This window comes from Pseudomonas sp. GL93, from assembly GCF_003408955.1.
GTDB lineage: Bacteria > Pseudomonadota > Gammaproteobacteria > Pseudomonadales > Pseudomonadaceae > Aquipseudomonas > Aquipseudomonas paracarnis.
In genome coordinates, this window is the sequence record NZ_NKRF01000075.1 from 124693 (window position 1) to 146218 (window position 21526).

The window sequence follows — 21526 nt, forward strand, 5'->3', positions numbered from 1 at the left end:
GACTGCATCCGCAAAAAAGCCTGCTGAGAGCTGAGTTCAGCAGGCTTTTTTCGTTTCAGGGAGCAGGTATTTATTTGGCCGCGGGGAAATCACGCTCGAGGACGGCATCCACCAGCATTTGCGCGTTTTCGATCAATTGAGCCAGGGCCATGATCACGGGCGACTGAGTGCTGTCCGGATCTTCGGCGCATTGGTAGGCGGTTTGAAGGGCGGATGAGAGGGTTTCGGTGGCAGCTGTACGCGGGTTGACAGACCGGAAACGTGGAAACCCGGCGCACCCGAAGATGCCCCACGCACAGCCGCCATAACAGATGGGCACAGACAAACGTCTGAAACCAGTTTGGGGATGCGCGAAAGTCGCACGTTATTCGGCCTGTCAAAACCGGTCGCCATGAGGGCGACGGCGGAAGGTTAGCGCCCTGCCCCGGCCAACGCAACCCTGCACGAAAACTGCCGAACCTGCACAACGTAAGCACCTGTTTCGGAAAAGCTTGGTAACCAGAATCCCCACCAGGAACCTTGTGTGCATAAGCCTGCAAGCTAGCCTCAAAAGGTCGCCGCTGTGGCGACATACTGTCAAGGGTGCTGATATGCCAACGAGATATCGCGATGCGGTCACAGGTGAATACGTAACCGAGCAAGAGGCGAAGAAAAGACCAAGGGAAACGGTGAAGGAAACCGATAAAAAGCGCCCGGCAAAGCCGACGGCCAAGAAGTAGGATCAACAGATGAGAGCGACTGCCGTATGTCCAGACAGACTTGCCAATGAAACCCGATTGCCCCAATGTAATGACAAACGTCATTACACAAGGAGCTATCCCTTGGCATCTATCAACATCCGTATCGATGACGACCTGAAAGCTCGTGCCTACCTAGAGCTGGAGAAACTCGGTGTCACACCTTCTGAACTGATACGTCAGGCGTTGCAATATGTTGCCGAACGCGGCCAGTTGCCATTTAAGCCTGTCCTCATGACTGAAGAGGATGAAGCCTTGATGGAGACCGTACGTGAGCGCCTTGCGTCGCCTCAACGTGTGAGGGTTTCTCTGGATGACCTATAGCCTTGATTTTGATGCGCGTGCATTGAAGGAATGGCAGAAACTCGGCGACACCCTCCGTCAGCAACTCAAGAAGAAGCTGGTCGAAGTCCTGAACAACCCATGTATTGAGGCTAACCGCCTACATGGGCTGCCTGACTGCTACAAGATCAAACTGCGTAGCAGCGGGTACAGGCTGGTGTATCAAGTGATAGATCAGGAAGTTACGGTGTTCGTGGTCGCCGTCGATAAGCGTGAACGAGATCAGGCTTATCGCAAAGCGTCTGAGCGCCTTGATCAGCGTTAGGCAGGACTACAACAATTCCCTGAAGCAGCCGTTAATAAAGGCTAAAAACGAAAAAGCCCCGTAGTTTATTCAGCTACGGGGCTTTTTCTATGTAATGGCGGAGAGATAGGGATTCGAACCCTAGGTACCGGTGAAGGTACAACGGATTTCGAATCCGTCCCATTCGGCCACTCTGGCATCTCTCCAACGGCGCGCATCATAACAGCATGATTGATGGATGCAAAGCGCCGAAGCGATTTTTTTCCGTGCTATCAGATGCTTGCGTCGATTACAGCGGTACGCCGAGGCGCTTGGCGACTTCTTCGTAGGCTTCGATCACGTCACCGAGGCCTTGGCGGAAGCGGTCTTTGTCCATCTTCTTCTTGGTGTCCTTGTCCCACAGGCGGCAGCCGTCCGGGCTGAATTCGTCGCCCAGAACAATGGAGCCGTCGTGGAACACGCCGAACTCCAGCTTGAAGTCCACCAGCAACAGGCCGGCGTCGTCGAACAGCTTGCTCAGCACGTCGTTGACCTTGAGGGACAACTCCTTCATGCGCGCCAGTTGCTCAGCGGAGCCCCAACCGAACGCCACGACGTGGGATTCGTTGATGAACGGATCGCCCTTGGCGTCGTCCTTCAAGAACAGTTCGAAGGTGTAAGGGTTGAGCTTGAGGCCCTCTTCCACGCCCAAACGCTTGACCAGGCTGCCGGCGGCGTAGTTACGCACGACGCACTCGACCGGGATCATGTCGAGCTTCTTGACCAGGCATTCGTTGTCGCCCAGCAGTTGGTCGAATTGGGTCGGGATACCGGCCGCTTCGAGTTTCTGCATGATGAAGGCGTTGAACTTGTTGTTCACCATGCCTTTGCGATCCAGCTGTTCGATGCGCTTGCCGTCGAACGCCGAGGTGTCGTTGCGAAACAGCAGGATCAGGCGGTTGGCGTCGTCGGTCTTGTACACCGACTTGGCTTTGCCGCGGTAGAGTTCTTCACGTTTTTCCATGATGGGCTCCGCTTTGAGTAAGGTGGGCTAGGCGATGTGTCGCCAGTCGAGCCCTGAATCTTGATCGGCCAATTGCAGCCAGTCCGGGTCGCACCCTAGGGTGTCGACAAAACATTGCCGGGCAAGCGTCGGCAGGTTGTTCTTGCTGCTGAGGTGAGCCAGGACCAGGTGTTGCAGGTCTTGCCAGCCCAACTCATACACCAGGTATGCGGCCTGGTGGTTGTTCAAATGTCCCAGCTCGCCGCCCACCCGCTGCTTGAGAAAGTAAGGGTAATGACCGCGCGCCAGCAGGTCTCGGCAGTGGTTGGACTCGATCATCAAGGCATCGAGGTCCCGGTAACCCTCCAGCACCTTGGCGCAGTAGGAACCCAGGTCGGTGAGCACACCGAAGCGCCGCTCACCGTCACTGAATACATATTGCGTCGGCTCCTGGGCATCGTGAGCAACCGCAATGACATTGATGCTCAGGGCGCCAATGTGCAGTTGCTCACCACCGGCCAGGAAGCCAGCAGGCTCAATGGGTTTGCGCATCCCGCGCAACGTGCCGCGACTCAAGTACACCGGTAAATTGTAGCGCCGAGACAGCAAACCCACGCCATGCACATGGTCGGCATGTTCGTGGGTTACCAGAATCGCGCTCAGTTGCGTGGGGTGAACCCCCAGGCGCAACAGGCGCCGCTCGGTTTCCCGCAGGGAGAAACCACAATCGACCAGCACGTACGTGTCATCATGGGCGACCAGCGTACCGTTCCCTTGGCTACCGCTGCCGAGAACGGCAAAACGCATCGGATCAGCCCAGGTTGTCTTGAATCACGCCCAACACTTTGCGCGCTGTTTCAGCTGGCGCGACGGTGTTGATGTTCTTCTCGACGGTGACTTGCACGCTTTCGCCCACCTTGCTCAAACGAACCTGGTAACGCTCGGCACGGGTTTCGATCTCTTCCTTGGTCGGCGCGCTGCCGAACAATTTGCCGAAGAAACCTGGCTCGTCGTCTTTCTTCTCGGCCTTTTCAGCCACGTTGATGTAGTACAGGCCCAGGCTGCGGTTGATGTCTTCAACGCGCCAAGGGCCTTGCTCCAACGCACGGCCAACACTGGCCCAGGCACGGTCGAGGTCTTCACCCAGGTTCAGCACGACGTTACCGCTGCCGTCTTCGGTGAGGCTGACGCGGCTAGGGGTGTCGTAATCACGGGCGGCGAGCAGGGAAACGGAACCGCCCTTCTCGGAGATACGGCTCATGCTGGCCAGCATCTCGTCGACCAGCGCGGCGTCGACGCCGGTGTTAACCGAGCGCGGCGTGAAGTCGACGTCAGCCGTGCTGCCGGCAGGCCGCTCGGCGCTGACTACATAGACTTCGCTGGTATTGCGCTGCACGCCGGGCTCGATGCGCACACGCACACGGGCTTCGCTGTCGGCGGCAACACCGCCCGCCAGCAGGCGCTGGGCCATGTTGGCGGACAGCTCGCGACCTTGCTGCCATGCGGTGGTGAACTCACCCGTCTGCGGGCGTTGCTGGTCGAGGCGGAAACCGTTGTCCTGGAAGAACTGCACCGCCACCGGCCAGACTTCGGCAGGTGGGCGCTGAGCCACGATCCAGCGGTTGTCGCCGCTTTTCTGCAGGCTGTAGTCGCTGGCATCGGCCACGGCCATAATCGGCTGTGGGCGTGGCACTACGTACTCACCCTTGACCGTGTCGTCGGCAACGTTGCGTGGAATCGGCAGCAGCGGGTCAAGGCGCTTGGCGACATTGACATCAGGCGGCAGTTGCATCGGTTTGGTTGCTTGCGCTTCCAGGTAATCGCTGCCGCGGTCACGGAAGTAGCCTTCCGGGCCCCATACCCAACCGCAGCCACTGGTGCTGGAGATAATCAAGGCAAGTGCGGAAAGTCCGGCCAATCGCTTCATGCGTAGTGCTTCCTCAATTAAACCAGGACGCCGGACTGGCGCAGGGCCTGTCGCAGCGGTTCGTGACAGGCTTCGCTGAGGCGGGTGAGCGGCAGACGGATACCGTCCGGCATCAGGCCCATCTCAAACAGCGCCCACTTCACGGGAATAGGATTGGATTCGATAAACAGTGTCTTGTTGAGCGGCATCAGCTTCTCGTGGATCGCTCGAGCGGTGGCTGCATCGCCCGCGATGGCGGCGGCACACATATCGCTCATGGCGCGCGGGGCCACGTTGGCGGTCACGGAGATGTTGCCCTTGCCACCCAGCAGGATCAGCTCGACAGCGGTGGCGTCGTCACCGGAATACACCAGGAAGTCGCTGTTCACGCCGGCCAGGATGTCCTTGGCGCGCTGCAGGTCGCCGGTGGCTTCCTTGATGCCGATGATGTTCGGCACGGTGGACAGGCGGATCACGGTCTCGGCCTTCATGTCGCACGCGGTGCGACCCGGTACGTTGTAGAGGATCTGCGGGATCTGCACGGCTTCGGCGATGGCTTTGAAGTGCTGGTACAAGCCTTCCTGGGTCGGCTTGTTGTAGTACGGAGTTACCAGCAGGCAAGCGTCGGCGCCGGCCTTCTTGGCGTTCTTGGTCAGTTCGATCGCTTCACGCGTCGAGTTGGCGCCTGTACCGGCGATCACGGCAATGCGGCCCGCTACGCGCTTGACCACGAACTCGATCACCTGGATGTGTTCTTCCACATCGAGGGTGGCCGATTCACCTGTGGTGCCGACCGCCACAATGGCGTTGGTGCCCTCTTGCAGGTGGAAGTCCACCAGTTTGCCCAGGCTGTCCCAGTCGAGACGACCTTGTGCATCCATGGGTGTGACCAGTGCCACCATACTGCCCGCAATCATGCAACCGCTCCTGCCGGAAAAAGAGAGCCGTAATGGTACTGGCGCCAAGATGCTTGTACAAGCGAAGTACCGCGTGAGGATGCGTTCTGGCGCAACTAAACGTCGGACAATGCCATCATTAGGCCAAAGCACCGCCCGAAGCGGGCTGATCACGCAATGAAAACGCCACCTCCTAGCCCTTAGCGACGCTTTTCGCTACCCTTGATCCTTTGATCGATACCGCCCACACGGTAACGACCGCTCATCGCTTTAGGAAGGCTGCATGTCCACCCCCACAGTTCGCGAACAATTCCTTGTTATCAGTGCCCTCGGCGCCAACCCCATGGAGCTGACCAACGTCCTGTGCCGCGCCAGCCATGAGAACCGCTGCGCCGTCGTGACCTCCCGCCTGACCCGCCATGGCGAGTGCAGTGCGCTGGTCCTGCAGATTTCTGGCTCCTGGGATGCCTTGGCGCGCCTGGAAACAGGCCTGCCGGGCCTGGCCAAGAAGCATGATTTCACCGTCAACGTGGTACGCAGCGCCGCCCTGGAAAACCGTCCCCAGGCCCTGCCTTACGTAGCCTATGTCAGCTCGGCCTACCGTTCGGACATCGTCAACGAGTTGTGCCAGTTCTTTATCGACCACAACGTCGAGCTGGAAAACCTGACCTGTGACACCTACCAGGCGCCACAAACCGGCGGCACCATGCTCAATGCCACCTTTACCGTGACCTTGCCGGCCGGCGTACAGATCAGTTGGCTGCGCGACCAGTTCCTGGATTTCGCCGATGCCCTGAACCTCGACGCCTTGATCGAGCCATGGCGCCCACAGAACCCCATGTAAGGAAGTACCTCTCTATGCCGGTAGCCATCGACACACCCGTGGCCGACTTCGAGGCCCAGGCCACCAGCGGCCAGACCTTCAGCCTCGCAGCCCTCAAGGGCAAGCAAGTGGTGATCTACTTTTACCCGAAGGACAGCACCCCTGGCTGCACCACCGAAGGCCAGGGTTTTCGTGACCAGTACGCCGCGTTCAAGGCCGCTAATACCGAAGTGTTCGGCGTGTCGCGTGACAGCGTGAAGTCCCACGAGAACTTCAAGGGCAAACAAGAATTTCCTTTCGAGCTGATCAGCGATAAGGACGAAGCGGTCTGCCAGCTGTTTGATGTGATCAAGTTGAAGAAACTGTATGGCAAGGAATACCTGGGCGTGGATCGCAGCACCTTCCTGATCGACAGCCAAGGCGTACTGCGTCAGGAATGGCGCGGCGTGAAAGTGCCGGGGCATGTTGATGCGGTTCTGGCGGCAGCGCAGGCGCTGAACAAGGCTTGATCTTGCCTCGATAAGGCTTTCAGGCCTTGCGCAACCAATAACGGTACACACCCTCGGCGGCATCTTCATGCTCCAGGGTGTGGCCGGCCAGCTTGGCAAAAGTGCGAAAATCACGCTGGGAGCCGGCGTCGGTGGCAGTCACCTTGAGCACGGCACCGCTGGCCATTTTATTGAGCTCCAGCTTGGCCTTGAGCAACGGCAAAGGGCAGTTCAGACCGCTGGCGTCGAGTTCGGCGTCACAGGCTACAGCGTCGGTCATAGTGTTACTCCAGGCAAACATTCGGGCTGCTTAGAATATCTGGTCCCAAGCTCAGTGTCCGGCTACAGTAAGCTCTTTGTCGAAAGGCTTTGTGCATGACTTTTTTGCGCCCTACCCTGCTGACGCTGGCCTGCCTGCTGGCCTCCCCGGCCTTCGCTGACGACCTGCCGTCACTTGGTGATGCCAGTTCTGCCATTGTCTCGCCGCAACAGGAATACCAACTGGGCCGCGCCTGGCTGGCCTACCTGCGCGGCCAGGTTTCGCAACTCAACGACCCGCAACTCAAGGATTACGTTGAAACCAGCGTGTACAAGCTGGTGGAGACCAGCCAGGTCAATGACCGGCGCCTGGAATTCATCCTGATCAACAGCCCACAGCTCAACGCCTTTGCGGCTCCGGGCGGGATCGTCGGAGTCAACGGCGGGCTGTTTCTCAATGCACAGACCGAAGGTGAATACGCGTCGGTACTGGCCCACGAACTGGCGCACTTGTCCCAGCGTCACTTCGCCCGAGGCGTGGAAGCGCAATCACGCATGCAACTGCCGATGATGGCCGCCCTGCTTGGCGGCATTATCGCTGCCGCTGCGGGTGCCGGCGATGCCGGTATCGCCGCGATTGCCGGCTCACAAGCCGCCGCTATCCAGGAACAGCGCCGCTTCTCCCGCCAGAACGAGCAAGAGGCCGACCGCATCGGCATTCTCAATCTGGAGAAAGCCGGCTACGACCCGCGCTCCATGCCCACCATGTTCGAACGGCTGATGCGCCAATACCGCTTCGACGCCAAGCCGCCGGAATTCCTGCTGACTCACCCGGTAACCGAATCGCGTATCGCCGACACCCGCAACCGCGCCGAACAAGCCAAACCTGGCGGCAAGGAAGACAGCCTGCGCTATCAATTGATTCGCGCACGGGTGCAGCTCAAGTACGAAGACACACCAGGTCTGGCCGCCAAGCGCTTCCAGGCGCAGCTGGATGAAAACCCTAAAAATGACGTAGCGCGTTATGGCCTGGCCATCGCCCAGATCAAGGGTACTCAACTCAAGGAAGCGCGGGAAAGCCTGGCGCCGCTGCTGGCCAAGGCACCCAACGACATCACCTACAACCTGGCCCAAATCGAACTGGACATCACCAGCAACCGCATGCCGGATGCGCAGCAACGTACCGACCGCATGCTCACCCAGTACCCCAGCAACTATCCACTGAACCAAGTGCGAGTAGACCTGTTGCTTAAACAGAACCGTACCGCCGATGCAGAAAAGGCGCTGGATGGGCTGCTCAAGTCGCGCCCGGACGATCCGGACGTGTGGTATCAGGTTGCTGAAACCCGCGGTTTGTCCGGCAACATTATCGGCCTGCATCAGGCTCGCGCCGAATATTTCGCATTGGTGGGGGATTTCCAGCAAGCCATCCAGCAGTTGGACTTTGCCAAGCGGCGTGCTGGCAATAACTTCCCGCTGTCCTCGCGCATCGACGCCCGTCAGCGTGAACTGATCGAACAGGAGCGCCTGGTGAAAGGCATGATGAGCTGAACCCGCCGCCCACAAAAAAGCCCCGCTGCCGTTAACCGGCAGCGGGGCTTTTTTATAGGTCTAGCGGATTACTCAGCCAGCTTGAAGGTGATGAAGCTGGCACGGCCTTGACGCAGGACGCGCATCGACACCGAGCGATTCTTCGGCAACGCCTTGGCGATGTCGGCGAACTCTTTTGTGGTATCGATTGCCTGGTTGTTCAAGTGGGTGATCACGTCACCCGGCTGCAGGCCGATCAAGGCGGCTGGGCCGTCCTGAACTTCCTTGATCACTACACCGCTTTGCAGGTCGAAGGTTTTCTTCTGCTCGGCGGTCAGCTCAACCACGGCGATACCCAGGCGGTTACTGCTGCGCTCGGCACCTGGCTTGGCGTTGCCCAGGGCATCCAGGGGGGCGCCTTCTTCCGGAATTGCGCCAACGGTCAGTTCGACGTTCTGGCGCTTGCCGTCACGAATCACTTCCAGCTTGGCTTTGCCGCCAGCCTTGAGCGCGCCGACCAAATGAGGCAAGTCTGCCGACATGATGATCGGCTGGCCGTTCATGCTCAGGATGACGTCACCGACTTTCAGGCCGCCTTTGGCCGCAGGGCCATTGTCCTGAATCTGCGCAACCAGGGCACCGGCCGGCTTGTCGAGACCGAAGGACTCAGCCAGGTCCTTGTTCACTTCCTGGATGACCACGCCCAACCAGCCGCGGCTGACCTTGCCGCCGCTTTTGAGCTGATTGGAGACGTCCATGGCCACATCGATCGGGATCGCGAAGGACACGCCCATGAAGCCACCAGAGCGGGTGTAGATCTGCGAGTTGATCCCCACCACTTCGCCGGCCAGGTTGAACAGCGGGCCACCGGAGTTACCCGGGTTGATCGGCACGTCGGTCTGGATGAACGGTACGTAGTTTTCGTTTGGCAGGCTGCGCCCGATGGCACTGACGATGCCTTGGGTAACGGTGTGGTCAAAGCCGAACGGTGAACCGATCGCGACCACCCACTGGCCGGCTTTCAGGTCCTGGGACTTGCCCAGCTTAAGCACTGGCAAGTCCTTGCCATCGATTTTGAGCAGGGCCACGTCGGAACGTGGATCGGTGCCAATCAGCTTGGCCTTGAGTTCACTGCGGTCGGCCAGGCGCACGAGAATCTCGTCGGCATCGGCAATCACGTGGTTGTTGGTGAGGATGTAGCCGTCAGGCGAAATGATGAAGCCGGAGCCCAGGGACTGGGCTTCGCGCTGACCACCGCCGCCACGGGGAGAGCGAGGTTGGGGCATGCCGCGTTCGAAGAACTCGCGCAACATGGGCGGCAAGCCTTCCAGGTCGGGCATCTGCTGGTTCGAGACTTTGCGATCCGGCAGCTTCTGCGTGGTACTGATGTTCACTACGGCAGGCGAGGCCTGCTCCACCAGTTGGGTGAAGTCAGGCAGCTCGACCGCTTGCGCAGGTAAGGCCTGGCCCAGCACCAGCACTGTGGCGACTATGGATAAATAAGACTTCAAACGTGGTATCGACATACAGCTCCCGTTACGACGAGCAGAGTTAAGCGACAGGGTTCAATAAACGCCGGATACTGCGACCGGCATTTTTGTTCCGCGAACAAACAAGGCCAGAGCCATCAAACCCTGACCTATAAAAAACATGGGAAGTTTTTGCAAGTGAAAATGCTGATCCAGAGATTTCATACGCCCAGCACCCAACGAAATTCGGGCCCAGATTGAAAGAACAGGATGAACATAAGATTAACAATCTCAGGGCTTGGCAGTGGCCTTTTCACCACGTACCGACAACGCGATACGTTCAGCTGTACCGAGGGGAATTTCACCCACCACCGTGACCATCATTTCGCCATCCACCGTATTCAAACGCCGCGATACTGCCACGGTTGGCCCCAACTGAGCGCGGGTTTCATTCACGTCAGCGCCATTGGCTGACTCAAGGAACACCGAAAAACGTGCGAGCCCATCGTCATACATCAAACTGTCGACGGTAGATTTCGTTTGGGGATCTTTGCGCGCAGCGCTGCTGATCTGTTGGAAACCAGGCGGTAGCCAGTCCAGATGCCACCTTTGCGTGGCAGATAGGCCAGGTGCTTTAGCGGCGGACATTGTTACCGGCGAACAGTCGCTGCTGGGCTGCAAGTCATGGTCAGAAGGAGTGGCCGAAGTATCAAGGCGGGTGAACTGAAAACGCTCCAGCAACTGCCCCCGGGCATTTAGCAGCAAGGACTTGAGCGGCAGCGCAGTTTCACGGTCCAGATGTAACTCAAACCCATAACGGTAGGGGTCACGCGGGCTGATCGACACAATCACCGCATTACGACCGGCCACGCGGGATTTGCCAATGACGGCCAGATCATAGAATGAGGTGAGTTTTTTCGGATCAAGAATACGCGAGGGCGCCTCAGGCGAATGACCGAGACCGGCAACCAACGTGCCACTGACGCATTGTGCCCGACCATCAACCCTGACCGCTTCCTGGGCGGAGCCGTCAAGTTGCAACAAGCGTTCACGGACATGGCCATCCTGGACGCGGTGCCAGATGTCATGGGTGGAAAAGCTGCCGTTACGTTCGTAGACAAACGTACCTTCAAAGCTTTGCTGCTGCTCTGCACGCCCAAGTCGAGTCAGCCAGTCTTGGGCTTCATCGGCATGGGCGGATAGTGCAAACCAACTACTGAGCAAAAGCGCAAGGAGCGGTATGGCGCGCATAGGGCTCCTTAGCGAATCAGCGGTTTTCCTGGCTTGCTGCGCGAGCGTACGGCAGAGCGCTTTCAGCGCCTTTGGCGGCCGATTCCTGTGCATGTTGACGCAGGTAGCCTGGAAGGCGCTGATCTTGCCAGCCGGATTGCCCCTGAAGTACACCATTGGCCATCGGGCCGGTGGTATCAGTGCTTTCCTTGTATCCAGCCAGCACGGCCGGGCCTTTGACTTGCGGACCGGCCATGACCGGTTGCTGAGTCTGCTGGGCCAGTTCGTTGCCTGCGATCTCATCCTGGTTGTACAGTCGAACGCCTGCCAACACAGCAACGGTCACCGAGGCGGCCACTGCCAGACGACCCAGGCTACGCCATGGACCACGCGAGGCTTTTGCCGGAACGGCTTCATCAGCCAGTGCAGCAGAAACGGCCGCAGCAATATCCAGACGAGGGATTAGGAGATCCTTGTGCATCACCGCCCGAGCGACTTGGTAACGAGACCAGGTATCACGGGTTTCGGCGTCATCAAATGCGTTGAGCACTCGACGAAGTTCCAGTTCATCCGCTTCGTTATCCATCACTGCGGACAGCGATTCCTGCAGGGCATCACGACTCATGGCGGTTCCTCTCTTGGCTGTCGCCGCTGTCTTTAGTTTTCCTGCAACAACGGTTGCAAGGCTTTGTCGATGGCTTCCCGGGCCCGGAAAATCCGTGACCTCACAGTCCCCACCGGACATTGCATGACGCTCGCAATGTCTTCGTAACTCAGACCATCGAATTCACGTAAAGTTAACGCCGTACGCAAATCTTCTGGCAGTTGCTGAATAGTGCGATGAACGGTGCCCTCGATCTCGTCGCGCAGCAACGCACGCTCCGGCGACTCGAGATCTTTGAGGCCGTGATCACCATCGTAGAATTCTGCATCTTCTGAACTGACATCACTGTCTGGTGGGCGGCGACCGCGTGACACCAGATAGTTTTTCGCCGTGTTAATGGCGATGCGGTATAGCCACGTGTAAAACGCACTGTCACCGCGGAAATTTCCAAGTGCACGGTAAGCCTTGATAAAAGCTTCCTGTGCAACGTCCTGCGCTTCATGGGTGTCGTGCACAAACCGCACGATCAACCCGAGAATTTTGTGCTGGTATTTCAGCACTAGCAGATCAAATGCTCGCTTATCACCGCGCTGTACGCGCTCGACCAGCTGCTGATCCTCTTCCTGGGTTAGCATGAACACTCCTCGTTGTACTTGAAGGAGGCTTGCATAACTAAACGATCAGGCTTGCAAACATAGACTCGGGCTTTTCGCAAAAGTTCTCCCCCTTCAAGCAAGTTTCCGGCATGCACTGATTTGGCACACACGAAAAACGCAGCACGGTCGGTGCCGGCTGCGCGAATAATCTTGTCGCCGGTTTCGTGACGCGTCCAATGCTCCCGACGGGCCAATAAACTCAACGTTTTCCCAGCTTTCGGGCAACCTGCTATTGAGTCGGGGCCTATGCAAAAAGTTCCCGTCCCGCCAACCGGCCGTTTCCCAAAGCTGCGCTGCATAATCTCACAATGCCACGAAGGCGTGGCTATTGTGCCGCTCCACCCCTCTATATACTAGTGGCCCGTGTGACCCTTTGATTCGCCGATCCAGGCGTCCTGTTTGCGCCCCCCTTTGGATCGCTTTTTGCGGAATCCGTCAAATGAGCCAACAGTTTCAACACGATGTCCTCGTAATCGGCAGCGGCGCCGCCGGCTTGAGCCTGGCCCTGACCCTGCCCAGCCATTTGCGTATAGCGGTTTTGAGCAAAGGCGACCTGGCCAACGGCTCGACCTTCTGGGCCCAGGGCGGCGTGGCTGCGGTGCTGGACGACACCGACACCGTGCAATCCCACGTCGAAGACACCCTTAACGCCGGCGGTGGCCTGTGCAACGAAGACGCCGTGCGCTTCACCGTCGAGCACAGCCGGGAAGCCATCCAATGGTTGATCGACCAAGGTGTGCCCTTCACCCGCGATGAACATGCCGGCAGCGACGACGGTGGCTTTGAGTTCCACCTGACCCGCGAAGGCGGCCACAGCCATCGCCGAATCATTCACGCAGCCGATGCCACCGGGGCCGCGATTTTCAAGACCCTGCTCGACCAGGCCCGCCAACGCCCCAACATCCAATTGTTGGAGCAGCGCGTCGCCGTCGACCTGATCACCGAAAAACGCCTGGGCCTGCCGGGCGAACGCTGCCTCGGCGCCTACGTACTCAACCGCACCAGCGGTGAAGTCGATACCTATGGCGCACGCTTCACCATTCTCGCCTCGGGCGGCGCCGCCAAGGTCTACCTCTATACCAGCAACCCCGACGGTGCTTGCGGCGACGGCATTGCGATGGCCTGGCGCTCGGGCTGCCGGGTCGCCAACCTGGAGTTCAACCAATTCCACCCCACGTGCCTGTATCACCCGCAGGCCAAGAGCTTCCTGATCACCGAAGCCCTGCGCGGCGAAGGTGCGCATTTGAAGCTGCCCAATGGCGAACGCTTCATGCAGCGCTTCGACCCACGCGCCGAGCTGGCACCACGCGATATCGTCGCCCGCGCCATCGACCACGAAATGAAGCGCCTGGGTATCGACTGCGTGTACCTGGACATCAGCCACAAGCCGGAAGCCTTCATCAAGACCCACTTTCCGACCGTCTACGAACGCTGCCTGACCTTCAATATCGACATCACCAAGGGCCCGATCCCCGTGGTGCCGGCCGCGCACTACACCTGCGGGGGCGTAATGGTCGACCAGCATGGCCGCACCGACGTGCCGGGCCTGTACGCTATTGGCGAAACCAGCTTCACCGGCCTGCACGGCGCCAACCGCATGGCCAGCAATTCACTGCTCGAATGCTTCGTGTATGCGCGTTCGGCGGCAGCGGACATTCTTGAGCAACTGCCGCGCATCCCGGTACCGGCCGCCCTGCCCCGCTGGGACGCGAGCCAGGTCACCGATTCGGACGAAGACGTGATCATCGCCCACAACTGGGACGAGCTGCGGCGATTCATGTGGGACTATGTGGGCATCGTGCGCACCAACAAGCGCCTGCAACGGGCGCAACATCGGGTGCGCTTGCTGCTGGATGAGATCGATGAGTTCTACAGCAACTATAAGGTCAGCCGCGACCTGATCGAATTGCGCAACCTGGCCCAAGTGGCCGAGCTGATGATCCGGTCGGCCATGGAGCGCAAGGAAAGCCGCGGCCTGCATTACACCCTCGACTACCCACAGATGCTGCCCGAAGCCCGCGACACTATCCTGGTGCCAACCACCTACGGCGGCTGAACTTCAGACGCACCCGCAGGCGCCGGTGCACATCGGCGGCCTGCGCATCCTTTGGCACGCAGATGGACCGCACTCGCCGTTCACCCTGTACCCGGTAACGCAATACCACGATCAGCGGCAACGCCAGGCTGTCGGGCCGCAGTTGCACAGGGTGCCATCCGCGTGCGGCGCTCCATAACTGCCAGCCATCGTCGTCACGGCGCAGGCCCCGAATCGACGAACGGTGAGAGAGCAGGATTTGCCGCGGTAATACCCAGGCACAATGAGCCAGGCATAGCAGGATGCCCAGGCTTGAGTAAGGCAGGTTTAGAACCAGCAGGCTGCCCAGCGCGATCAGCTGGGCAAGCACATAGGCCGCCAGCAACAGCCGCGAGGCCTGCCAGCGGCATTCGAAACGGTTACTTGGGCTGGACACGATCCAGGATCATCCGAACCATGCGCTGCAGCTCCGGGTCTTCGGATTCGGCGCGCTCCATGAACCAGCCAAACATGTCCTGGTCTTCGCACTCGAGCAACCTGACGTAGAGGTCGCGGTCCACCTGATTGAGCGTCGCGTACACCCCTTTGGTGAAAGGCACCAGCAACACATCCAGCTCCAGCATGCCGCGACGGCTGTGCCAGTAGAGGCGATTGATTTCTACATCTTCGACCATGGAGCCCTCCTAAAATAGAGCGCAAGTATACAGCCCAGACGACACTGGAACAGTCGGCTTTGGTCGCCCTATATGGAAACTATGCATTTGCCGGACGCCCCTCTATGATGCACCCATGACTTTTTGACCTGCGATGACCCATGGCTGACTCCGCTTTTTTCTGCTCCCTGTCCCACGAAGGCGTTCTCGCCGTCCGCGGCTCTGATGCTGCCAAGTTCCTGCAGGGCCAACTGACCTGCAACCTCAATTACCTGAGTGAAACCCAGGCCAGCCTGGGCGCGCGCTGCACGCAAAAAGGCCGGATGCAGTCGAGCTTCCGTATCCTGCTGCAGGGTGATGGCGTACTCCTGGCCATGGCCACCGAGCTGCTTGAACCGCAGCTGGCGGATTTGAAAAAGTACGCGGTGTTCTCCAAATCCAAGCTCACCGACGAAAGCGCTGCCTGGGCGCGCTTCGGCCTGGCGAACGCAGATGCGGCCCTGAGCGCCCTGGGCCTCGCGCTGCCTGTCGAGACCGATAGCGTGGCGCGCAACGAAGCATTGATTGCCGTCCGCGTTTCCCCGGGCCGTGCCGAACTCTGGGTACCTGCCGAACACGCCGACGCTGTACGCAGCCAATTGGCCGCGCAGTTGCAACAAGCTGAATTGAATGCCTGGCTGCTTGGCCAGATCCGTGCCGGTATCGGCCAGGTGATGCCCCAGACGCGCGAGCTGTTCATCCCGCAGATGCTCAACCTGCAGGCCGTGGGTGGCGTCAGTTTCAAGAAAGGCTGCTACACCGGCCAGGAAATCGTCGCGCGCATGCAGTACTTGGGCAAACTCAAGCGGCGTCTGTATCGCCTGAACCTGGAGGCCGCTGAACTCCCCGATCCAGGCACGCCGCTGTTTTCCCCCAGCCATAACAGCGCAATCGGCGAGGTGGTCATCGCGGCAAAAGCTGACCAGTCGATTGAACTTCTCGCTGTGCTGCAAGCCGAAGCTGCCGACAGTGGCGACGTGCGCTTGGGCACCTTGGAGGGCCCGGGCTTGCACCTGCTTGACCTGCCCTACCAACTGGACCGTGATCGCGAGATCCAGCGTTAATCGCCGTACTTTTTTGCAACACCCTAGAGAGCATGAATGAACGAGCTGGCGGAAAAAGTCCAACAAGCGTTGGTAACGGCCATCGACAACGATGACCTGGTTCTGCCGACATTGCCGGAGGTGGCCCTGAAAATTCGCCAGGCCGCCGAAGACCCGGACATCAGCATCAGCCACCTGAGCAAAGTGATCAGTCGTGACACGGCCCTGTCGGCGCGCCTGATCAAAGTGGTCAACAGCCCATTGTTACGGGCCAGCCAGGAAGTCACCGACCTGCACACCGCCATCACCCGGCTCGGTACCAACTACAGCAGCAACCTGGCCATCGGCCTGGTGATGGAGCAGATCTTTCACGCCCGCTCCGGGGTGGTCGAACAAAAAATGCGCGACGTGTGGCGCCGCAGCCTGGAGGTGGCGGGTGTGAGCTACGCCTTGTGCCGTCGCCACAGCCAGCTCAAGCCAGACCAGGCGGCCCTGGGTGGCCTGGTGCATCAGATCGGCGTGCTGCCGATCCTCACGTATGCCGAGGACCACTATGAGTTGCTGGCCGACCCCGTCAGCCTCAACCATGTCATCGACAGCATCCACCCGGTACTGGGGGACAAGCTGCTGCGGGTCTGGGACTTCCCTGAGATGCTGGTGAACGTGCCAGGCCAATACCTGGACCTGACACGCGACTCTGCACGCCTGGACTACGTCGACCTGGTGCAGGTCGCTGCGCTGTACTGCCATCGCGGCACCGACCACCCCCTGGGAACCGTGCCCATTACCACGTTGCCGGCCCTCATGAAGTTACGCATAGACCTGCACAGCGACGCCCTGCGCAGCGAACTGGACGAAGCGCGCTCGATGTTTTACTGATCAACCCGCGATAAAACTCACGCGCACCTTAAGCCCCGCCAGCTCGCCATCATGCAGGCTGATCTGCGCCAGGTGCGCACGGCAAATCTCCCCGACAATCGCCAGCCCCAAGCCCGACCCCATGCCCTGCTGGCTGCGTCGATAAAAGCGCTCGAATACCCGGTCCCGCTCATCCAGCGGAATACCGGGACCGTCATCCTCGACCTCCAGCACCGCCGGGGCCGTCACTCGCAGAATCACATTGCCGCCGGGCGGGGTATGGGCCAAGGCGTTGTCCACCAGGTTGCTCAGCAGCTCATTCAACAGCGTCGGCTCGCCGCGCAGCCATACCGGCTCGTCGGCCTCCAGCGCCAGGGCCACACCCCGCGCGTGGGCCAGCGGCGCCATGGCCATACCGAGCTCACGGGCCAATTGGCTTAAATCGAGCAGTTGCGCACCGCCTTCGGCAATGGCGCGGGCACCGTTTTCGATGCGGGCCAGGGACAACAATTGATTGGCCAGGTGCGTCAGGCGGTCGGTGCCCTGGGCGGCCGTTTCCAGGGTGCTGCGCCAGGTGGCCGGTTCTTCGGCACGCAGGCCCAGTTCCAGCCTGGCCTTGAGTGCCGCCAGGGGTGTGCGCAGCTCGTGGGCAGCGTCGGCAATAAACTGCGCCTGGCGCTCGAACTGCCCGCGCAGACGTTCGGTGAAATGGTTAAGCGAGCGCACCAGTGGGCCAAACTCATCCTGAACTTCCACCAATGGCAGGGGCCGCAGGTCATCCGGCTGGCGCTCTTCCACCGCCGTACGCAGGCGTTCCAGCGGGCGCAGTGCGGCGCTCACCGCAAACCACACCAGCAATAACGCACCGATAGCGAGCATGCCCAGGCGCAGCAGGGTGTCGGCCATCAGGCTGCGGGCCATAGCCACCCGCGCTTCGTCGGTCTCCGCGACACGAACTTCGGCCATGCCATTCATGTTCGGCTCCGAGACGGCCTTGAGCAGGCTCACCACGCGTACATGCTGGCCCAGGTACATGGCGTTGTAGAACCGCGCCAAGGCTGGATAATCGTCGGTGCGGGGCGTGCCGGGCGGCGGGCCGGGCAGGTTTTCGTAACCGGAAATCAGTTTCTGATCAATATCATTGACCTGGTAATAAATGCGCCCGGCACTGTCGTAGGCAAAGGTGTCTAGGGCCACATAGGGCACATTGGCGCTGAGGGTGCCGTCCACCTGGGTCAAGCCGGCGGCAATGGTGCGCGCCGACGCCAGCAGCGTGCGGTCATAGGCGGTGTCGGCGGCTTCGCGACCGTTCCAATAGGCGCTCATGCCGCTGGCGAGCATCAACAACACCAGCAACAGCGCCAGGTTGCACAGTAAGCGCCAGCGCAGACTGCTGGGCTTATGCATCACGGGCTTCCAGCAAATAGCCAAGGCCGCGGAAGGTGACGATTGCGATGGGCTGGCCATCGAGTTTTTTGCGCAGGCGATGCACGTAGATTTCGATGGCGTCGGGGCTGGCCTCCTCGTCCAGGCCGAATACCTGGGAAGCCAATTGCTCCTTACTCATCACGCGGCCCGGCCGGGCGATCAAGGCTTCGAGCACCGCTTGTTCTCGGGAGGTCAAGGTCATCAGTTCGCCTGCGACCGTGAAGCGCCGGGTGTCGAGGTCGTACACCAGCACACCGCAGGTCTGCTGGCGCTCGCCGCCCAACACGCTGCGCCGCAACAGTGCCTTGACCCGTGCTTCAAGCTCCGTGAGTTCGAACGGTTTGGCCAGGTAGTCATCGGCGCCCAGGTTCAGGCCGTGCACGCGGTCTTTTACATCACTGCGAGCAGTCAGCATCAGCACCGGCAGGTTTTTTCCACGTGCCCGCAAACGCGCGAGCACCTCGAAACCATCCAGGCGCGGCAACCCCACGTCCAGGATCGCCACGGCGTATTCCTCGCTGCTCAAGGCCAGGTCCGCCGCCACGCCGTCATGCAACACATCAACGGTCAAACCCATGCTCTTGAGCGCTTGGGCCACACTTTCGGCGAGCTGCAGATGGTCTTCAACCAGGAGGACACGCATGGATTCTACCTCGTTCAGGGGTGGTCGACGCCACGCTTTGCCCGGCAGTTTACAGCCGCAACCTGGCCTGTGAAGCCCGAAAACATTGAAAGGCGATTGAAAGGTTAGTGAAAGCTTCGCCCCTTAGCATCCAACCACGGTGGTCTATGCCCGCCCAGTTGCCTGACCCGTAGCGCCCGAAAAACGCCTCGAAGCGTTTTCGCCAAAATAAGAACAATAACGGAGTACACCACGATGCTGTCGACCCAGCCACAGGCTTGCCCGCCCGTTCGCTCTTCCCGCCTGACCCACACCGCCCTCGCCAGTGCCGCTGCCCTTGCCGGCTTTTCGCCGCTCAGCCAGGCTGCCTTCTTCGAAGACAGTAGCGCGACCCTGGAAACCCGCAACATGTACTTCAACCGCGACTTTCGCGACGGTACCAGTGCGCAGCAATCCAAACGCGACGAATGGGCTCAGGGTTTCATGCTCAACGTGCAATCGGGCTACACCGACGGCACCGTCGGCTTTGGCGTGGATGCGCTGGGCATGCTCGGCGTCAAGCTCGACTCCAGCCCCGACCGCACCGGCACCGGCCTGCTGCCGACCCACGATGACGGCCGCGCCGCCAACGAGTACTCCAAGCTGGGCGTGACCGGCAAAGTGAAAATCTCGGCGACTGAGCTTAAGATCGGCTCGCTGATCCCCGAACTGCCGATCCTCAAGCCCAACGACGGGCGCATCCTGCCACAGACCTTCAACGGTGGCTTGATCACCTCCAAGGAATTCAAGAACCTGGTGTTCACCGGTGGCCGCCTGGACAAAGCCAAGGACCGCGACGACACCCACTACGAAGACATCGCGCTCAATAACAAGAACAGCCGCTTCCTCAGCGGTGCCACCGGCAAGCACTTCAACTTCGGTGGCGTCGACTACAAGTTCGCCGACAAGATCACCGGCAGCTATCACTTTGCCCAACTCGACGACGTCTACCGCCAGCACTTCCTCGGGATGGTCGCATCACGCCCGATGGGCCCTGGCACCTTCGCCGCCGACCTGCGCCTGGCGATCAGCGATGACACCGGCTCGGCCCGCGGCGGAAATATCGACAACCAGTCCCTCAACGGCCTGTTCAGCTATGCCCTCAATGGCCATAAGCTCAGCGCCGGCTACCAGCACATGTCCGGCGACAGCGCCTTCCCGTATGTGGATGGCAGTGACCCGTACCTGGTCAACTTCGTACAGATCAACGATTTTGCCGGCGCCGAAGAACGCTCCTGGCAGGCACGTTACGACTACGATTTCGCCAAGCTGGGCATTCCGGGCTTGAGTTTCATGAGCCGTTACCTCTCGGGTGACAACATCAAGCTCAAGAACGGCCAGACCGGCAAGGAGTGGGAACGCAACAGCGAGATCAAGTACGTGGTGCAAAGCGGCACGTTCAAAGATGTGGCCGTGCGCCTGCGTAACGCCACCTATCGCTCCAACTATTCAGCCCGTGATGCGGATGAAATGCGCTTGCTGGTCAGCTATAGCGTCGCACTTTGGTAGTACCCCCTCATAACAAAAACGATGGAGATCGCCATGACCCTTTCACTGCGTAAATTTGCCCTCGCCGCCGGCTGCATGCTGTTCGCCGGCCAACTGCTGGCCGCCGACGAACCCAAGCGTCCGGAATGCATCGCCCCGGCCTCCCCTGGCGGCGGTTTTGACCTGACCTGCAAGCTGGCGCAAAGCGCGCTGGTCAACCAGAAACTGCTGAGCAAGCCGATGCGTGTGACCTACATGCCCGGCGGCGTGGGCGCGGTGGCCTACAACGCCGTCGTCGCCCAGCGCCCTGCGGATGCCGGCACGTTGGTCGCCTGGTCGAGCGGTTCGTTGCTGAACCTGGCCCAGGGCAAGTTCGGCCGTTTTGATGAAAGCGCCGTGCGCTGGCTGGCGGCGGTAGGCACCAGCTACGGTGCCATCGCAGTGAAAAACGATTCGCCCTACAAGACCCTCGACGATCTCGTAAAAGCCTTGAAGAAAGATCCGGGCAGCGTAGTGATAGGTTCCGGCGGCACCGTCGGCAGCCAGGACTGGATGCAGACCGCGCTGATCGCCAAGGCTGCCGGGATCAACCCGCGTGAACTGCGTTATGTGGCCCTTGAAGGCGGCGGTGAAATCGCTACCGCCCTGCTCGGCGGTCATATCCAGGTAGGTAGTACCGACATCTCCGACTCCATGCCGCATATCCTCAGCGGTGACATGCGCCTGCTGGCGGTGTTCTCCGAGAAACGCCTGGACGAGCCGGAGATGAAGGACATCCCCACCGCCAAGGAGCAAGGCTACGACATCGTATGGCCAGTGGTACGCGGCTTCTACCTGGGGCCAAAAGTCAGTGATACCGACTACGCCTGGTGGAAAGACGCCTTCGACAAGCTGCTGGCCTCCGACGAGTTCGCCAAGCTGCGTGACCAGCGCGAGCTGTTCCCGTTTGCCATGACCGGCCCGGAGCTGGACACCTACGTGAAGAAGCAGGTGGCTGACTACAAAGTGCTGGCCAAAGAGTTCGGCCTGATCCAGTAATCGCCCCTCTTTTTGTGTAATGCCCCTGTAGGAGCGAGCTTGCTCGCGATGAGCCCAAGGACAACCACGTGCGTTCAGACAGCACGCGTTATCGTTGAAGTTTTTCGCGAGCAAGCTC

At 60.0% G+C, this 21526-nt stretch carries 24 protein-coding genes and 1 tRNA gene; 10 read left to right on the forward strand and 15 right to left on the reverse strand.

Annotated features, from left to right (window positions below; all coding sequences use genetic code 11):
* Window positions 1–70: 70 nt before the first annotated feature.
* Window positions 71–319 (reverse strand): DUF6124 family protein, encoded by a 249-nt coding sequence (locus tag CER19_RS14225; protein WP_256660445.1) that lies wholly within the window; start codon window positions 317–319, stop codon window positions 71–73.
* Between the two features lie 502 nt (window positions 320–821).
* On the opposite strand from CER19_RS14225, the gene CER19_RS14235 reads away from it, so the two are divergent.
* Both CER19_RS14235 and CER19_RS14240 read left to right on the forward strand, forming a co-directional pair.
* On the forward strand, window positions 822–1061 hold the full coding sequence (locus tag CER19_RS14235; protein ID WP_116666869.1) for a type II toxin-antitoxin system RelB/DinJ family antitoxin: 240 nt from the start codon (window positions 822–824) through the stop codon (window positions 1059–1061).
* A complete protein-coding gene (locus CER19_RS14240; RefSeq protein WP_116666870.1) occupies window positions 1051–1344 on the forward strand; it encodes a type II toxin-antitoxin system RelE/ParE family toxin in 294 nt (97 codons plus the stop codon). Before CER19_RS14235 ends, CER19_RS14240 begins: the two co-directional genes overlap by 11 nt.
* Before the next feature lie 95 nt (window positions 1345–1439).
* Here CER19_RS14240 and CER19_RS14245 read toward each other — a convergent pair.
* The 5 genes from CER19_RS14245 to dapA form a co-directional block, all read right to left on the reverse strand.
* Window positions 1440–1529, reverse strand: a tRNA-Ser gene (locus tag CER19_RS14245).
* An 83-nt stretch (window positions 1530–1612) separates the two neighbouring features.
* A complete protein-coding gene (purC, locus tag CER19_RS14250) occupies window positions 1613–2326 on the reverse strand; it encodes a phosphoribosylaminoimidazolesuccinocarboxamide synthase (protein WP_116666871.1) in 714 nt (237 codons plus the stop codon).
* A 27-nt stretch (window positions 2327–2353) separates the two neighbouring features.
* Window positions 2354–3112: an MBL fold metallo-hydrolase gene (locus CER19_RS14255; protein WP_116666872.1), complete on the reverse strand. Its 759-nt coding sequence runs from the start codon at window positions 3110–3112 to the stop codon at window positions 2354–2356.
* A 4-nt stretch (window positions 3113–3116) separates the two neighbouring features.
* A complete protein-coding gene (gene bamC, locus CER19_RS14260; protein ID WP_032892980.1) occupies window positions 3117–4232 on the reverse strand; it encodes an outer membrane protein assembly factor BamC in 1116 nt (371 codons plus the stop codon).
* A gap of 17 nt (window positions 4233–4249) precedes the next feature.
* On the reverse strand, window positions 4250–5128 hold the full coding sequence (dapA, locus tag CER19_RS14265; protein WP_116666873.1) for a 4-hydroxy-tetrahydrodipicolinate synthase: 879 nt from the start codon (window positions 5126–5128) through the stop codon (window positions 4250–4252).
* Window positions 5129–5390: 262 nt separating this feature from the next.
* On the opposite strand from dapA, the gene CER19_RS14270 reads away from it, so the two are divergent.
* Window positions 5391–5951, forward strand: coding sequence for a glycine cleavage system protein R (locus CER19_RS14270; RefSeq protein WP_003189463.1), 561 nt, complete (start codon window positions 5391–5393; stop codon window positions 5949–5951).
* Window positions 5952–5965: 14 nt separating this feature from the next.
* On the forward strand, window positions 5966–6439 hold the full coding sequence (locus CER19_RS14275; RefSeq protein ID WP_003189461.1) for a peroxiredoxin: 474 nt from the start codon (window positions 5966–5968) through the stop codon (window positions 6437–6439).
* Window positions 6440–6458: 19 nt separating this feature from the next.
* On the opposite strand, the gene CER19_RS14280 is transcribed toward CER19_RS14275, so the two are convergent.
* Entirely contained in the window at window positions 6459–6698 is a 240-nt protein-coding gene (locus CER19_RS14280) for a sulfurtransferase TusA family protein (RefSeq protein WP_014717366.1), read from the reverse strand.
* 95 nt (window positions 6699–6793) lie between these two features.
* On the opposite strand from CER19_RS14280, the gene CER19_RS14285 reads away from it, so the two are divergent.
* A complete protein-coding gene (locus tag CER19_RS14285; RefSeq protein WP_003189458.1) occupies window positions 6794–8227 on the forward strand; it encodes a M48 family metalloprotease in 1434 nt (477 codons plus the stop codon).
* 68 nt (window positions 8228–8295) lie between these two features.
* On the opposite strand, the gene CER19_RS14290 is transcribed toward CER19_RS14285, so the two are convergent.
* From CER19_RS14290 to rpoE, 4 genes are all read right to left on the reverse strand, one after another.
* A complete protein-coding gene (locus tag CER19_RS14290) occupies window positions 8296–9732 on the reverse strand; it encodes a DegQ family serine endoprotease (RefSeq protein WP_116666874.1) in 1437 nt (478 codons plus the stop codon).
* A 234-nt stretch (window positions 9733–9966) separates the two neighbouring features.
* Window positions 9967–10926 (reverse strand): MucB/RseB C-terminal domain-containing protein, encoded by a 960-nt coding sequence (locus tag CER19_RS14295; protein ID WP_116666875.1) that lies wholly within the window; start codon window positions 10924–10926, stop codon window positions 9967–9969.
* Window positions 10927–10942: 16 nt separating this feature from the next.
* Window positions 10943–11530, reverse strand: a complete 588-nt coding sequence (locus tag CER19_RS14300; RefSeq protein WP_116666876.1) for a sigma-E factor negative regulatory protein — start codon at window positions 11528–11530, stop codon at window positions 10943–10945.
* A 32-nt stretch (window positions 11531–11562) separates the two neighbouring features.
* The gene (gene rpoE / locus CER19_RS14305) at window positions 11563–12144 is read right to left on the reverse strand and encodes an RNA polymerase sigma factor RpoE (protein WP_003172477.1); all 582 of its coding nucleotides are present in this window, start codon (window positions 12142–12144) and stop codon (window positions 11563–11565) included.
* 460 nt (window positions 12145–12604) lie between these two features.
* Between rpoE and nadB the strand changes: the two genes are divergently transcribed.
* On the forward strand, window positions 12605–14221 hold the full coding sequence (gene nadB / locus CER19_RS14310; protein ID WP_054897610.1) for an L-aspartate oxidase: 1617 nt from the start codon (window positions 12605–12607) through the stop codon (window positions 14219–14221).
* On the opposite strand, the gene CER19_RS14315 is transcribed toward nadB, so the two are convergent.
* Both CER19_RS14315 and CER19_RS14320 read right to left on the reverse strand, forming a co-directional pair.
* Complete coding sequence (locus tag CER19_RS14315; RefSeq protein ID WP_116666877.1) at window positions 14190–14636, reverse strand: protein YgfX; 447 nt, start codon at window positions 14634–14636, stop codon at window positions 14190–14192. The two genes, nadB and CER19_RS14315, sit on opposite strands and share 32 nt — an antisense overlap.
* Window positions 14620–14874, reverse strand: coding sequence for a succinate dehydrogenase assembly factor 2 (locus CER19_RS14320; protein ID WP_116666878.1), 255 nt, complete (start codon window positions 14872–14874; stop codon window positions 14620–14622). The genes CER19_RS14315 and CER19_RS14320 overlap by 17 nt, the downstream gene beginning before the upstream one ends.
* Window positions 14875–15014: 140 nt before the next feature.
* Between CER19_RS14320 and CER19_RS14325 the strand changes: the two genes are divergently transcribed.
* A complete protein-coding gene (locus CER19_RS14325; RefSeq protein ID WP_116666879.1) occupies window positions 15015–15956 on the forward strand; it encodes a folate-binding protein YgfZ in 942 nt (313 codons plus the stop codon).
* Window positions 15957–15992: 36 nt separating this feature from the next.
* Complete coding sequence (locus tag CER19_RS14330) at window positions 15993–16814, forward strand: HDOD domain-containing protein (RefSeq protein WP_116666880.1); 822 nt, start codon at window positions 15993–15995, stop codon at window positions 16812–16814.
* On the opposite strand, the gene CER19_RS14335 is transcribed toward CER19_RS14330, so the two are convergent.
* Window positions 16815–18200, reverse strand: coding sequence for a sensor histidine kinase (locus tag CER19_RS14335; protein WP_098952465.1), 1386 nt, complete (start codon window positions 18198–18200; stop codon window positions 16815–16817).
* Entirely contained in the window at window positions 18193–18864 is a 672-nt protein-coding gene (locus tag CER19_RS14340) for a response regulator (RefSeq protein WP_116666881.1), read from the reverse strand. Before CER19_RS14340 ends, CER19_RS14335 begins: the two co-directional genes overlap by 8 nt.
* 234 nt (window positions 18865–19098) lie before the next feature.
* On the opposite strand from CER19_RS14340, the gene CER19_RS14345 reads away from it, so the two are divergent.
* Both CER19_RS14345 and CER19_RS14350 read left to right on the forward strand, forming a co-directional pair.
* Window positions 19099–20391, forward strand: a complete 1293-nt coding sequence (locus tag CER19_RS14345; RefSeq protein ID WP_116666882.1) for an OprD family porin — start codon at window positions 19099–19101, stop codon at window positions 20389–20391.
* Window positions 20392–20418: 27 nt separating this feature from the next.
* Window positions 20419–21408: a tripartite tricarboxylate transporter substrate binding protein gene (locus CER19_RS14350; RefSeq protein ID WP_165861635.1), complete on the forward strand. Its 990-nt coding sequence runs from the start codon at window positions 20419–20421 to the stop codon at window positions 21406–21408.
* Window positions 21409–21526: the final 118 nt, after the last annotated feature.